We start from the raw sequence: 13,898 nt of genomic DNA, 5'->3' as shown, positions 1-13,898 counted from the left end.
CAGGAAAAACAGAAAAAAGCCCGCACCTAAACAGTGCGGGCTTTTTTTTCGGCTAAAGATCATGAGGTAATACCATGCGAGTGTTGAAGTTCGGCGGTACATCAGTGGCAAATGCAGAACGTTTTCTGCGTGTTGCCGATATCCTGGAGAGCAACGCCAGGCAGGGGCAGGTGGCAACCGTGCTTTCTGCCCCTGCGAAAATCACCAACCATCTGGTGGCGATGATTGAGAAGACCATCGGTGGACAGGATGCACTCCCGAACATCAGCGACGCCGAGCGTATTTTCGCTGAGCTTCTGCAAGGGCTGGCTGATCTTCAGCCTGGTTTCCCGCTTGCACAACTGAAAACCGTTGTTGAGCATGAATTTGCACAGATCAAACACGTCCTGCATGGGATCAGCCTGTTGGGACAGTGCCCGGATAGCATCAATGCGGCGCTGATCTGTCGCGGTGAGAAACTTTCTATCGCTATCATGGCGGGCCTGCTGGAAGCGCGTGGTCATAACGTCACGGTGATCGACCCTGTAGAAAAACTGCTGGCGGTAGGCCATTACCTCGAATCGACCGTTGATATAGCCGAATCGACCCGTCGCATTGCCGCGAGCAAAATTCCGTCTGACCACATGATCCTGATGGCTGGGTTTACTGCTGGAAACGAGAAGGGTGAACTGGTAGTGCTGGGCCGTAACGGCTCTGATTACTCTGCTGCAGTGCTGGCGGCCTGTTTACGTGCAGATTGTTGTGAGATCTGGACTGACGTCGACGGCGTTTATACCTGTGACCCGCGCCAGGTTCCGGACGCAAGGTTGTTGAAGTCGATGTCATATCAGGAAGCGATGGAGCTCTCCTACTTCGGCGCTAAAGTTCTTCACCCTCGTACGATTTCCCCAATTGCTCAGTTCCAAATTCCTTGCCTGATTAAAAACACCGGTAACCCACAAGCGCCGGGTACGCTGATTGGCGCGAGCACTGATGAGGATGGACTGCCGGTCAAAGGTATTTCCAACCTGAACAACATGGCGATGTTTAGCGTATCGGGACCCGGCATGAAAGGCATGGTTGGCATGGCTGCACGAGTCTTCGCCGCGATGTCACGCAATGGTATTTCTGTCGTGTTGATCACCCAGTCCTCTTCCGAGTACAGCATCAGTTTCTGTGTTCCCCAGCTTGACTGCCTGCGTGCTCGCCGCGCGCTTGAAGAAGAGTTCTATCTGGAGCTGAAAGAAGAGCTGCTGGAGCCGCTCTCTATCCAGGAACGTCTGGCGATCATCTCCGTGGTCGGCGATGGCATGCGCACGTTGCGCGGGATCTCTGCCAAGTTCTTTGCCGCGTTGGCGCGCGCCAATATCAACATTGTCGCCATTGCACAGGGCTCGTCAGAGCGCTCTATCTCCGTTGTTGTTGATAACGAAGATGCGATGACAGGGGTCCGTGTCGTGCATCAGATGCTGTTCAACACCGACCAGGTGATTGAACTGTTCCTGGTGGGCGTGGGGGGCGTCGGAGGTGCGTTACTCGAACAGGTAAAGCGCCAGCAGGCATGGCTAAAGAAGAAACATATTGACCTGCGCGTGTGTGGTATCGCGAATTCAAAAGCGTTGCTGACCAATGTGCACGGTCTGAATCTGGAGAACTGGCAGGCGGAGATGGCAGAGGCGAAAGAGCCTTTCAATCTGGGGCGTCTGATCCGCCTGGTCAAAGAGTATCACCTGCTAAATCCGGTGATTGTCGATTGTACTTCCAACCAGGCGGTGGCGGATCAGTATGCTGACTTCCTGCGTGAAGGATTCCATGTGGTCACGCCAAACAAAAAGGCGAACACCTCGTCAATGGATTACTACCACCAGCTGCGCCTGGCCGCCAGTAAGTCCCGTCGCAAGTTCCTGTATGACACCAACGTCGGGGCGGGATTGCCGGTTATCGAAAACCTGCAAAACCTGCTGAATGCGGGAGACGAGTTGCTGCGTTTCTCCGGTATTCTGTCTGGCTCGCTGTCATTCATCTTCGGGAAGCTTGATGAAGGCATGAGTCTTTCTCAGGCAACGAACATTGCCCGTGAAATGGGCTTTACCGAACCCGATCCTCGTGATGATCTTTCTGGAATGGATGTGGCGCGTAAGCTTCTGATCCTGGCACGTGAGACCGGACGCGAACTGGAACTGTCTGATATCGTTATCGAACCTGTGCTTCCCGCAGGGTTCGACGACAGCGGTGACGTTAGTGCATTTATGGTCAATCTATCACAACTCGATGACGCATTTGCTGCGCGAGTGGCGAAAGCCCGTGATGAAGGCAAGGTATTGCGCTATGTTGGCAATATCGAAGACGACGGCGTTTGCCGCGTGAAGATCGCTGAAGTGGACGGGAACGATCCACTGTTCAAAGTCAAAAACGGCGAAAACGCCCTTGCGTTTTACAGCCACTATTATCAGCCATTACCGTTGGTCCTTCGCGGCTATGGCGCAGGGAACGATGTGACGGCTGCGGGTGTGTTTGCCGATCTGCTACGGACCCTGTCATGGAAGTTAGGAGTTTAACATGGTGAAAGTTTATGCCCCGGCTTCCAGCGCCAATATGAGCGTCGGATTTGATGTGCTGGGTGCGGCGGTGACGCCGGTCAATGGTTCGCTGCTGGGTGATACCGTTACGGTAGAAGCGGCAGACAGCTTTAGTCTGAATAACATTGGCCGCTTTGCCAGCAAACTGCCGGCAGAACCGCGCGAGAATATTGTGTATCAGTGCTGGGAGCGATTCTGTCAGGAGATCGGCAAAAATGTGCCCGTCGCCATGACGCTGGAAAAAAGTATGCCGATCGGCTCCGGGCTTGGCTCCAGTGCCTGTTCTGTGGTTGCTGCGCTGGTTGCCATGAATGAGCATTGCGGTAAGCCGCTTAACAACAACCGCCTGCTGGGATTAATGGGCGAGCTGGAAGGGCGGATTTCCGGCAGCATCCACTACGATAATGTGGCTCCGTGTTTCCTCGGCGGCATGCAGTTGATGATTGAAGAAAACGGCATCATCAGCCAGCAAGTTCCGGGATTTGATGAGTGGTTATGGGTGCTGGCGTATCCGGGCATTAAAGTGTCTACCGCCGAAGCCCGTGCGATTTTGCCTGCTCAGTACCGTCGTCAGGATTGTATTGCGCATGGCCGCCATCTGGCGGGCTTTATCCATGCCTGTTACACCCGTCAGCCACAGCTTGCAGCGAAATTAATGAAAGACGTTATTGCTGAGCCGTATCGCACGAAGCTGCTGCCAGGGTTCAACGAAGCGCGGCAAGCGTCACTGGATATTGGTGCGCAGGCGTGCGGGATTTCGGGTTCCGGCCCAACGCTGTTTGCATTATGCGATAAGCCTGACACCGCGCAGCGCGTGGCTGAGTGGCTCTCTAAACACTACCTGCAAAATCAGGAAGGCTTTGTTCATATTTGCCGTCTGGACACGGCTGGCGCACGAGTACTGGGATAAATAATGAAACTCTACAACCTTAAAGATCATAACGAGCAGGTCAACTTCGCGCAGGCAGTCACGCAGGGATTAGGTAAAAACCAGGGGCTGTTCTTCCCGCACGATCTGCCGGAATTTCAGCTGACGGAAATTGATGAGATGCTCAAGCTGGATTTCGTCACCCGCAGTGCGAAAATTCTCTCGGCGTTTATTGGCGATGAAATTCCACAGGCGCAGTTGGAAGAACGCGTGCGCGCGGCATTTGCGTTCCCGGCGCCGGTCAATCCGGTCGAGCCAGATGTGGGCTGCCTGGAGTTGTTCCACGGTCCAACACTGGCCTTTAAAGATTTTGGCGGCCGTTTTATGGCGCAAATGTTGACCCATATCAGCGGTGACAAACCTGTCACCATCCTGACGGCAACATCCGGTGATACCGGCGCAGCAGTGGCACACGCATTCTATGGTCTGAAAAACGTTCGTGTCGTGATCCTCTATCCGCAGGGAAAAATCAGCCCATTGCAGGAAAAACTGTTCTGTACTCTCGGCGGCAATATTGAAACTGTGGCGATCGATGGTGATTTCGATGCCTGCCAGGCGCTGGTTAAACAGGCCTTTGATGACGAAGAACTGAAAACTGCGCTGGGTCTGAACTCGGCAAACTCGATCAACATCAGTCGTCTTCTGGCGCAGATTTGTTACTACTTTGAAGCGGTTGCACAACTGCCACAGGAAGCCCGTAATCAACTGGTGATCTCTGTGCCAAGCGGCAACTTTGGCGACCTGACGGCAGGTTTACTGGCGAAATCTCTGGGTCTGCCAGTAAAACGCTTTATTGCTGCCACCAATGCTAACGACACCGTGCCACGTTTCCTGCAAGACGGGAAATGGGCGCCACACGCGACTCAGGCAACACTCTCTAACGCCATGGACGTGAGCCAGCCAAACAACTGGCCACGTGTGGAAGAGCTGTTCCGCCGTAAGGTCTGGCGTCTGGGCGATCTGGGTTATGCAGCTGTGACGGATGAAACCACTAAAGCGACGATGCGTGAACTTAAAGCGGTGGGCTACACTTCTGAACCACACGCGGCGATTGCTTACCGCGCTCTGCGCGACCAACTGAATCCAGGTGAATATGGTCTGTTCCTCGGAACGGCGCATCCAGCGAAGTTTAAAGAAAGTGTGGATGAGATCCTGGGTGAATCGCTGCCGCTGCCAAAAGAGCTGGCAGACCGCGCTGATCTGCCGCTGCTGTCTCACAATCTGCCTGCGGATTTTTCGGCACTGCGTAAATTGATGATGACCAACGCGTAATTTTTTTCGCCCGGTGAGTGACGCGCCACCGGGTATCAAGCAGCATCAATAACAGGCCGGGTCAGGCATCTTTGCCACCCGGCCTTTTTATGGAGAAATTAAGGAGAGATTGAGCAGGAATAAAGTAGAAATTCCCAATAAATGCGGTCACTTAGAGATTAGGATTGCAGAGAATAACATCCCCGATTCCCCTCACGTAATCTCCTTACATCGGCCCACGTTGGGCAAGATTAATAAGGAGTAACCTATGTCTACATTGAAACCTGCTCTGCTGGCACTTTCGCTGATGCTGGTCGCTCCCATGGCGGTACAGGCTGCAGAAATCACACTTGTCCCTGCGGTAAAACTACAGATAGGCGATCAGGATAATCGTGGGCATTACTGGGATGGTGGCCACTGGCGCGACCATGACTGGTGGAAATCACATTATGAATGGCGCGACAACCGCTGGCATCCGCATGATGAACATCGTGGTCATGATGACCGCCATGACGACCATCGTGATGATCATCGTCCTGGCCCGGACTGGAAACACCATTAATCTTTTCCCCCGCCAGGCGGCGGGGGAAATGTATTACTGCTCGTGACGCTTAAACACCAGTTCACCTTTCCCTGACGTTTCCTCGTCAAAGAAATATCCTTCGCTGTTAAACCCGGTTAACTGTTCTGGCTTCGTCAGGCGGTTTTGAATGATGTAGCGGCTCATCAGCCCACGCGCTTTCTTGGCGTAGAAACTGATCACTTTAAACTTACCGTTTTTCTCGTCCAGGAATACCGGCTTGATGATCTCTGCATTCAGCTTTTTCGGTTTCACGGATTTGTAGTACTCGTCAGAGGCCAGATTGATCACGATGTTATCGCCCTGAGCCTGCAGCGCTGCATTCAGCTTATCGGTAATGGTCTCGCCCCAGAAATGGTAGAGGTCTTTGCCTTTTGCATTTTCCAGACGGATGCCCATTTCCAGGCGATAAGGTTGCATCAGATCCAGTGGGCGCAGGACGCCATACAGGCCGGATAGCATGCGCAGATGTTGCTGAGCAAAATCGAAGTCGGCTTCGCTAAACTCTTCCGCCTGAAGGCCGGTATAAACGTCGCCTTTAAAGGCCAGAAGTGCCTGACGAGCGTTCGACGGCGTGAAGTTGGGCTGCCAGTCGTGAAAACGGGTGGCGTTAAGATCCGCCAGTTTATCGCTGATGCTCATCAAAGAGGCGATTTGTGGCGCGGAGAGTTTACGTGCCTCGTGGATCAACTGTTGCGAATAGTCCAGCAGTTCTGGCTGGGTATAACGATCGGTTGCGAGCGGGCTCTGGTAATCGAGCGTTTTTGCAGGTGAAATCAGAATCAGCATATCCAGTCCTTGCAGGAAATTTAGAGCGACTTTAGCAAAAAAACGCATTGAATAGATCGATGGCTGTTATTGCCGTGGCAAATCATCCCAGGCACCAGGCGCAATTTGCGACTCAATTTCAGGGTAACGTGACGCATCAAAGACAGGTTGTACGCCAAGCTTACGCTGGCGAAGATAATCCCGGGCAATAAGCGTCACGACCGGAGAGAGCAATAAAATTGCCGTCAGATTAGTGATTGCCATCAGCGCCATAATGACATCTGCCAGTTGCCAGACGAGTGGCAAGCTGAGCAACGACCCTGCCATGACCATCAGGATCACCCCAAGACGCAATACCCATTGGGTTCTTCGTGAATCGAGACGCAGGAAGATGAGATTGTTTTCGGCGTAAATGTAGTTTGCCACTATTGAACTAAAGGCAAACAGGATAACGATAAGCGAGACGAAGCCTGCTCCCCACCCCCCGGCCAGATTGACCAACGCTTGCTGAACCAGCTGGATCCCGGCGGTTCCAGATGCGTGTGGAAGTGGGCCTGCAAGAAGCACAATCATGGCGCTGGCGGAGCAAATCACGATGGTATCTGTAAAGACACCAATCATCTGAACGATGCCTTGCGCGGCCGGGTGAGGGGGCCACGATGCGGCTGCAGCGGCTGCATTTGGCGTTGATCCCATTCCTGCCTCGTTAGAGAACATTCCGCGCTGAAAGCCGGCGGTCAACGCCTGACTGATGGTATAGCCTAGTGCGCCAGACGCAGCTTCTCGCCAGCCAAAGGCACTTTGAAAAATCGTCGCAATTACATCGGGCAACTGATCGATATGCATGACGGTGACAAACAGTCCGGCCGCTACCCACAGAAGCGCCATTGCCGGAACCATCCACTGCATCAAACGTGCTACACCTTTGATGCCTGTTGTCATGGTTAACAGCGTGAATGCCGCGAGTACAGCTCCGGTAAGCCACTCCGGGCAACTGAATGCATAGCGCAACGCATGAGCGACAGAATTCGCCTGTACGGTGTTGAAAATGAGGCCGTAAGCCAGGAGCAAAAAGAGCGAGAAGAGAATGCCCATCCAGCGCATTCCCAGGCCTCGGGACATGTACCACGCCGGTCCACCTCGAAACTGGCCGTTTTTATCCTGCTCTTTGTAGAGTTGAGCCAGTGAGCATTCGGCGAAGGAGGTAGCCATACCGATTATTGCCGTGACCCACATCCAGAAAACAGCGCCTGGGCCGCCAGCACTAATGGCTAATGCCACCCCCGCCAGGTTGCCGCTGCCGACGCGCGCAGCAAGGCTGGTGCAGAGTGCCTGGAATGAGGTGAGTCCGCCAGGCTGTGGACTGACGCTGTTTTTCAGACTTTTGCTAAACTGGCGAATATAACGAAACTGAATAAAACCGCTGCGAAGCGTGAACCATATACCTGCTCCCAGTAGCAGATATATCATGATCGAACCCCAGAGGATTTCGTTGATAAATGAGAGGAAATCAGGCATTAACGTCCCTCTTGTTGATGCCAAAGTGAATATGTAAGCGCTACCACTGATTGACCATGCTGTTACTTAGCAGGCTGTTAATATTCTGAGTTTATCATACTATGGCTAAGCGCACTGTCTGCGGTTGCGCTACCCCTCTGTCGTGTTATCATCAGAGCAGACCGGTTACATCCCCCTAACAAGTAAACCTGTCATTTTTCCGCTGCTGGCAAGCTGTCGGTCGCGTGAATTATCCAGGGCACGTTAAAAGAGAAACACTATCATGACGGATAAATTGACCTCCCTTCGTCAGTTCACCACTGTCGTAGCTGACACCGGAGATATCGCGGCAATGAAGTTGTATCAGCCGCAGGATGCCACAACTAACCCTTCTCTGATCCTTAACGCCGCGCAGATCCCTGAGTATCGTAAACTGATCGACGACGCAGTGACCTGGGCGAAAGCGCAGAGCAACGATCGCGCGCAGCAGGTTGTGGATGCAACTGACAAACTGGCTGTAAACATCGGTCTGGAAATCCTGAAACTGGTTCCGGGTCGTATTTCTACTGAAGTTGATGCGCGTCTGTCCTACGACACCGAAGCGTCAATCGCGAAAGCCAAACACCTGATCAAACTGTACAACGATGCTGGTATCAGCAACGATCGTATCCTGATCAAGCTGGCTTCAACCTGGCAGGGTATCCGCGCAGCAGAGCAGCTGGAAAAAGAAGGTATCAACTGTAACCTGACGCTGCTGTTCTCCTTCGCTCAGGCGCGTGCATGTGCAGAAGCAGGTGTTTACCTGATTTCTCCGTTCGTGGGCCGTATTCTGGACTGGTACAAAGCCAACACCGACAAGAAAGAGTACGCAGCATCTGAAGATCCAGGCGTTGTTTCTGTTACTGAGATCTACGAGTACTACAAACAGCACGGCTATGAAACTGTCGTGATGGGCGCAAGCTTCCGTAACGTTGGCGAAATCATCGAGCTGGCTGGCTGTGATCGTCTGACCATCGCACCTGCACTGCTGAAAGAGCTGGCAGAAAGCGAAGGTGCGCTGGAGCGTAAACTGTCCTATACCGGTGAAGTGAAAGCGCGCCCAGAGCGCATCACGGAATCCGAGTTCCTGTGGCAGCACAACCAGGATCCAATGGCGGTAGATAAACTGGCGGACGGTATCCGTAAGTTTGCTGTTGACCAGGAAAAACTGGAAAAAATGATCGGCGACCTGCTGTAATCATTGCGCGTGACCGGGGTCCCGGTCACGCTACTTCTTAAGTACCCTGTCTGATTTTCCCCTCTGCGTGTATCATTCCTCATCATCTGTATTGGTTGAATGGAATGGATATGAATACCTTACGCATCGGCTTAGTTTCGATTTCTGACCGCGCCTCCAGCGGTGTTTATCAGGATAAAGGCATCCCCGCACTTCAGGAGTGGCTGGGTAACGTGCTGACGACACCTTTTGAAATCCAGACCCGATTGATTCCTGATGAGCAGGCGATCATCGAGCAGACGCTGTGCGAGCTGGTGGATGAAATGAGTTGCCATCTTGTCCTCACTACCGGGGGAACAGGGCCTGCACGCCGCGATGTCACACCGGATGCCACGCTGGCGATTGCCGATCGTGAAATGCCTGGCTTTGGCGAGCAGATGCGCCAGATCAGTCTGCACTTTGTCCCGACCGCTATTTTGTCCCGTCAGGTTGGCGTGATCCGCAAACAGGCGTTGATCCTTAACCTGCCAGGCCAGCCTAAATCGATTAAAGAGACGCTGGAAGGGGTAAAAGCAGAAGATGGTCGCGTGGTTGTGCCAGGAATTTTTGCAAGTGTACCGTATTGTATACAGTTGCTGGAGGGCCCCTATGTGGAAACTGACCCACAGATCGTAGCAGCTTTTCGTCCTAAAAGCGCACGTCGCGAGACAATCTCCTGAAGTTAACAAATATGTGACATTAGCTACAGCCGCGGTAGCGTGTGGATTGATTTACGGTATAGTAATTTTTTCTTTACGATTTCTGTAAAAATAAATCCACAACGCTGATAACAATGGTTCGCTATGTCACATTACACCCGACCTCTGAATCGTCAGGACTATAAAACGCTCACGCTTGCGGCACTTGGCGGCGCGCTGGAGTTTTACGATTTCATCATCTTTGTTTTCTTCGCTGCCGTCGTGGGAGAGTTGTTCTTCCCGGCGGATATTCCAGAGTGGCTGCGTCAGGTACAGACATTCGGTATTTTTGCCGCTGGCTATCTTGCTCGCCCTCTGGGCGGGATTGTGATGGCTCACTTTGGCGATTTGGTTGGGCGTAAGAAAATGTTTACCCTCAGCATATTACTGATGGCCGTCCCCACGCTGGCGATTGGCCTGCTGCCAACCTATGCCACGATGGGCATCATTGCTCCCTTATTATTGCTGTTGATGCGTATCCTTCAGGGTGCGGCGATTGGCGGTGAAGTGCCTGGTGCCTGGGTGTTTGTCGCCGAGCATGTACCCGCGCGCCGCATCGGCATTGCCTGCGGAACATTAACGGCGGGCCTGACGGTCGGTATCCTGCTTGGATCTGTTGTTGCCACGATTATCAATACCAGCATGACGCCACAGGCTGTTCATGACGGGGGCTGGCGCATTCCCTTCCTGCTGGGGGGCGTGTTCGGTCTGGTTGCTATGTATCTGCGTCGTTGGTTGCAGGAAACGCCTATTTTCCTGGAGATGCAGCAGCGTAAAGCGCTGGCGCAGGAGCTACCGGTAAAATCAGTGGTGGTACATCATAAAAAAGCTGTGGTGGTATCGATGCTGCTTACCTGGTTGCTGTCGGCGGGTATCGTGGTGGTTATTTTGATGTCACCCGTCTGGTTGCAAAAACAGTATGGCTTCGCCCCGGCAGTAACGCTTCAGGCAAACAGTATTGCCACTATCATGCTCTGCGTTGGTTGTCTGACGGCCGGTGTTGCAGTGGATCGCATTGGCGCAAGCCTGACGTTTATCGTCGGTAGCGTGTTGCTGGCGGTATCAAGCTGGGCGTTCTACCATCTTGCAGGGAGCCATCCTGAACAGCTGTTCCTGCTCTATGGCGTGGTGGGATTGTGTGTCGGGGTCGTTGGCGCAGTGCCTTATGTGATGGTGCGGGCGTTTCCCCCAGAGGTGCGCTTTACCGGGATTTCGTTCTCTTACAACGTCTCCTATGCCATTTTCGGTGGCTTAACGCCGATTGCCGTTACCCTGTTAATGGGCGTTTCGCCTATGGCTCCCGCCTGGTATGTACTGGCACTGTCACTGATGGGACTGGCATTAGGCGTCTGGCTGCGTCAAAAACCGCTGGAAGCCCCTGTGTTTGCTCGTTAAGCCTGTTGCCGCCCCCTTGACGCCCGTTTACCGAGAACAAAGCAGACCATCGGCAGGGGAAGCGTCACGATAAGCAGCATCCACAGCAGGGTATACACGGCATCGACGCCATCATTTTGCAGATTGGTGTAGAGCTTTACGGGTATGCCCTGCGGAAAGTAAGCAAAGATCATGACGATGCCAAATTCGCCCACAGCGCGCACCCATGCCAGTGTAACGGCTGATGCAAGCCCAGGCATGGCCAGAGGAAGCGTCAGAAAACGGAAGCGGTTCCAGCCTGATGCCCCCAGCGTCTGACCAGCTTCGAGGATAGCCCTGGGGACGGTGGCAAAAGCCGAGCGGGCCACCACGATAAAGTAAGGTAATGCTCCATAGACCTGTGCCAGCACAAACGCCGCCGGGTTGTTGACGAGCGTTGTACCCAGCAATGAAAGCCACTGACCGACCAGACCATACGGACCAAAGGCCGACACCAGTAAAATACCCATTGCCAGTGGTGGCGTTAGCAGGGGGATCATCACCAGCAGTTCGCCTATTATCCGTTTTCGTCCGGTTGCCTGAGAGAGCCACCAGGCAGCCGGTACGCCGATCGTTATGATGATCCCAAGCGCCAGAAGACCGAGCCCCATCGAAACGACAATGGCGTGATCATCCCGCCAGGCAAGCTGCAGATGATGCCACGGCGTAACGCTCAACAGCGTAATGAACGGGATGCTCAGCAGCAGGATCGCGGGCAGTGACAACCACCCCGCGACCCAGCCCGGACGTCTTAGCGGGCGTATAAACTGTCTCCTTTCGGACCCGCGTAGCCGTACTCTTTAAACAGCTTCTGACCTTCAGCGCTTTGCATGAAGGAGACGAATTTTTTGCCTTGCGCCACACCGTTAGGTGCATTTTTCAGTACCGCGGCGTAGAACACCATCGGCTGGGTGTGAAGTACCTGGTCTTTACCCTGGCCGTCGTTTATGGTGAAGCTAACGGTGTCATACCACTGTTTCGCCATCGTCGGGTTGCTCAGGTTGATCTCATCCGGCAACGCGACATACGGCAGATGAGCCGAGCGCACTTCGCTCTCATACCCTGCCGCTGCATCCACCTGGCCACTTTCCAGGCGTGCCAGCAGGCCACCTTCCTGATGAGTCTGCGCCGGGTTTTGCAGTGAACCTAAAATCTTGTCGGCGATACCAGGCATCTTGTAGTACTTCTCAGCCAGAAGAAGGGTGAAGACGATATTCTGCCCCTTCGGATCAACATACGGATCAGTACGGCCGAAGGAGATATCTTTTTGTGCCAGCAGATTCAGCCATGAGCCGTCTTTCTTCTGGCTGGCTTCCTCAAACTGCGCGGCGTGTTTGCCTTTCGGGCTATACGCCACCACCATGCTGGTGCTGGCTACTGGTACGGCGTCATCAATCAGCCCCGCATCTTTGAGGATCTGCATAGGTCCCGGAGTGATAGAGACAAAAACGTCGGCCTCATGTTTATGGCTTGCCAGCAGGCGTGCCATCCCGTACGCGCCTTGCCCCTGACCCTGATAATCACCACTTTCCGTTTTTACGAATGCCGGGCCCAGACCTTGATCCATCACTTTACCCATCGATCCGGCATAGGTGACCCGAATGTCTTTCGCCAGCGCTACAGATGTACATTGCAGCAGCGCAACCGCTGCCAGGGCATACTTCATTTTTCCATTAGCCATGAAATTATCTCGTTATGTATTATTTTATACATCGAGTTTCCTGGAAAGACACAGAGATAACAAGGTATTCAGAAGGGCTGTTGACCTGAGGTTGAAAGAAAGCGCCATCCGGGGATGGCGTTTGACGATCAGTGGGAAGGGGTATAGCTCAGAATGATGTTGTCATCCGGAATGTGGGTAAAGTTTTTGATAATGGCGTGGTAATCCGCCAGAGGATCAACATCGTTAAACAACGTCGGGTAGAAGATTTTACTCAATGTTTCAATGGCGACGATGTTGTACGGGTTGTTGTAGAAGTGGTGATACAACGCCCCGGTGTGGCCTTCGGCAACGGCCGGGATGTTGGCAACACCCTGGCGTGCCACTAAGGCGTTGAACGCGGCAGTAACATCAGCCGCCGGAACGTTATAGCCAAACGGGATAATCGCCGTGCCTTTGCCCGGGCGTTTAGAGCCGGTCATTAGGTAGTAATCGGGGTTCAGGGAGATAATTTTTTCTACCGACACATTACCGGTTGCCCCTGGCAGCAACTGCGAGCCAATGTTTGTACCGCCAGCGGCTTCGACCAGCCCGCCCCAACCGTTGCGTGCGTGGGTAAAGCAGCAGCCATTATCCAGCCCACCGACACCGGCAATCGGTTCGATAAAGACCAGGGGTTTCTTCGTTGCTGACGCCAGACGCTGGTGGATTTTATCCAGTCGCTGTTGATAGAAATCGATATAGGCCTGAGCGCGATCGGTCTGGCCCATGACTTTACCCAGTAAGGCGATACTTGGCAGGGTGTTTTCGACCGGATGCAATTCGTAATCAACGAACACCACCGGAATATGCAGCGCGTCGAGTTTTGCCAGCACGCCGCTTTGCACCAGCGAAGGTTTAGCACGAAGCTGAGCGATCATCAGGTCTGGCTGGCGAGAGATCACCGTTTCGAGATCCACATTTCCCTGATCGGAAAACTTCATGTCGAGGATCTTCTCCGCTTCCGGCCACTGGCGCTTCAGAACGTTCCAGGTTTCGGTATCCTGCTTTTTCGGCAGGTTGTTCCACGCCACCACTTTCGCGAACGGATTATCTCGCTCAAGCAATGCCAGGGCGAAAATGTCCCGCCCGTCCTGCAAAATGATGCGTTGCGGTTCGTGTTGAATCGTCACTTCGCGGTTATCCCGGTCTTTTACCGTGACCGGCCAGTTTTGTGCCTGGGCGATAAAAGGTGAAAGGAGTAATGCCAGGCCACCCGCGGCCGCGATGATTTTTTTTAGCGTCATGTTT

At 53.4% G+C, this 13,898-nt stretch carries 12 protein-coding genes and 1 other annotated feature (1 of these 13 cut by a window edge); of the genes, 7 read left to right on the top strand and 5 right to left on the bottom strand.

What is annotated here, in order from left to right; translation table 11 throughout:
* Positions 1-50 (top strand) — a sequence feature (Thr leader region) (it extends 68 nt beyond the left edge of the window).
* Positions 51-74: 24 nt separating this feature from the next.
* From thrA to GF617_RS05575, 4 genes are all read left to right on the top strand, one after another.
* Positions 75-2,537 carry a bifunctional aspartate kinase/homoserine dehydrogenase I gene (gene thrA / locus GF617_RS05590; RefSeq protein ID WP_203451262.1) on the top strand — a complete coding sequence of 821 codons (2,463 nt, stop codon included), beginning with the start codon at positions 75-77 and terminating at the stop codon, positions 2,535-2,537.
* 1 nt (position 2,538) lies between these two features.
* On the top strand, positions 2,539-3,468 hold the full coding sequence (gene thrB / locus GF617_RS05585) for a homoserine kinase (protein WP_181622177.1): 930 nt from the start codon (positions 2,539-2,541) through the stop codon (positions 3,466-3,468).
* 3 nt (positions 3,469-3,471) lie between these two features.
* Positions 3,472-4,758, top strand: a complete 1,287-nt coding sequence (gene thrC, locus GF617_RS05580; RefSeq protein ID WP_203451261.1) for a threonine synthase — start codon at positions 3,472-3,474, stop codon at positions 4,756-4,758.
* Between the two features lie 247 nt (positions 4,759-5,005).
* Positions 5,006-5,299, top strand: coding sequence for a DUF2502 domain-containing protein (locus GF617_RS05575; RefSeq protein WP_181622179.1), 294 nt, complete (start codon positions 5,006-5,008; stop codon positions 5,297-5,299).
* 33 nt (positions 5,300-5,332) lie between these two features.
* On the opposite strand, the gene yaaA is transcribed toward GF617_RS05575, so the two are convergent.
* The gene (gene yaaA / locus GF617_RS05570; RefSeq protein ID WP_181622180.1) at positions 5,333-6,106 is read right to left on the bottom strand and encodes a peroxide stress protein YaaA; all 774 of its coding nucleotides are present in this window, start codon (positions 6,104-6,106) and stop codon (positions 5,333-5,335) included.
* A gap of 66 nt (positions 6,107-6,172) precedes the next feature.
* A complete protein-coding gene (locus GF617_RS05565) occupies positions 6,173-7,603 on the bottom strand; it encodes a sodium:alanine symporter family protein (protein ID WP_203451260.1) in 1,431 nt (476 codons plus the stop codon).
* Positions 7,604-7,865: 262 nt separating this feature from the next.
* Between GF617_RS05565 and tal the strand changes: the two genes are divergently transcribed.
* The 3 genes from tal (at position 7,866) to GF617_RS05550 (ending at position 10,930) form a co-directional block, all read left to right on the top strand.
* On the top strand, positions 7,866-8,819 hold the full coding sequence (gene tal, locus GF617_RS05560) for a transaldolase (protein WP_181622182.1): 954 nt from the start codon (positions 7,866-7,868) through the stop codon (positions 8,817-8,819).
* 110 nt (positions 8,820-8,929) lie between these two features.
* Positions 8,930-9,517: a molybdopterin adenylyltransferase gene (gene mog, locus GF617_RS05555; RefSeq protein WP_181622183.1), complete on the top strand. Its 588-nt coding sequence runs from the start codon at positions 8,930-8,932 to the stop codon at positions 9,515-9,517.
* Between the two features lie 123 nt (positions 9,518-9,640).
* Positions 9,641-10,930 carry an MFS transporter gene (locus GF617_RS05550; protein ID WP_181622184.1) on the top strand — a complete coding sequence of 430 codons (1,290 nt, stop codon included), beginning with the start codon at positions 9,641-9,643 and terminating at the stop codon, positions 10,928-10,930.
* On the opposite strand, the gene GF617_RS05545 is transcribed toward GF617_RS05550, so the two are convergent.
* From GF617_RS05545 to GF617_RS05535, 3 genes are all read right to left on the bottom strand, one after another.
* Positions 10,927-11,673, bottom strand: a complete 747-nt coding sequence (locus GF617_RS05545; RefSeq protein WP_239006334.1) for a molybdenum ABC transporter permease — start codon at positions 11,671-11,673, stop codon at positions 10,927-10,929. The genes GF617_RS05550 and GF617_RS05545 overlap by 4 nt on opposite strands.
* 26 nt (positions 11,674-11,699) lie before the next feature.
* A complete protein-coding gene (locus GF617_RS05540; protein WP_203451279.1) occupies positions 11,700-12,614 on the bottom strand; it encodes an extracellular solute-binding protein in 915 nt (304 codons plus the stop codon).
* A gap of 143 nt (positions 12,615-12,757) precedes the next feature.
* Positions 12,758-13,894, bottom strand: a complete 1,137-nt coding sequence (locus GF617_RS05535) for an ABC transporter substrate-binding protein (protein ID WP_181622185.1) — start codon at positions 13,892-13,894, stop codon at positions 12,758-12,760.
* Positions 13,895-13,898: the final 4 nt, after the last annotated feature.

This window comes from Lelliottia sp. RWM.1 (assembly GCF_016859735.1).
Classification (GTDB): Bacteria; Pseudomonadota; Gammaproteobacteria; order Enterobacterales; family Enterobacteriaceae; genus Enterobacter.
This window is presented reverse-complemented; position numbering and strand designations above follow the sequence as displayed.

Coding starts and splice junctions, on each gene's coding strand:
- mog (WP_181622183.1), top strand. CDS start 8,930: ATGAATACCTTACGCATCGGCTTAGTTTCGATTTCTGACCGCGCCTCC.
- GF617_RS05540 (WP_203451279.1), bottom strand. CDS start 12,614: ATGAAGTATGCCCTGGCAGCGGTTGCGCTGCTGCAATGTACATCTGTA.
- thrA (WP_203451262.1), top strand. CDS start 75: ATGCGAGTGTTGAAGTTCGGCGGTACATCAGTGGCAAATGCAGAACGT.
- thrB (WP_181622177.1), top strand. CDS start 2,539: ATGGTGAAAGTTTATGCCCCGGCTTCCAGCGCCAATATGAGCGTCGGA.
- tal (WP_181622182.1), top strand. CDS start 7,866: ATGACGGATAAATTGACCTCCCTTCGTCAGTTCACCACTGTCGTAGCT.
- thrC (WP_203451261.1), top strand. CDS start 3,472: ATGAAACTCTACAACCTTAAAGATCATAACGAGCAGGTCAACTTCGCG.
- yaaA (WP_181622180.1), bottom strand. CDS start 6,106: ATGCTGATTCTGATTTCACCTGCAAAAACGCTCGATTACCAGAGCCCG.
- GF617_RS05550 (WP_181622184.1), top strand. CDS start 9,641: ATGTCACATTACACCCGACCTCTGAATCGTCAGGACTATAAAACGCTC.
- GF617_RS05565 (WP_203451260.1), bottom strand. CDS start 7,603: ATGCCTGATTTCCTCTCATTTATCAACGAAATCCTCTGGGGTTCGATC.
- GF617_RS05575 (WP_181622179.1), top strand. CDS start 5,006: ATGTCTACATTGAAACCTGCTCTGCTGGCACTTTCGCTGATGCTGGTC.
- GF617_RS05535 (WP_181622185.1), bottom strand. CDS start 13,894: ATGACGCTAAAAAAAATCATCGCGGCCGCGGGTGGCCTGGCATTACTC.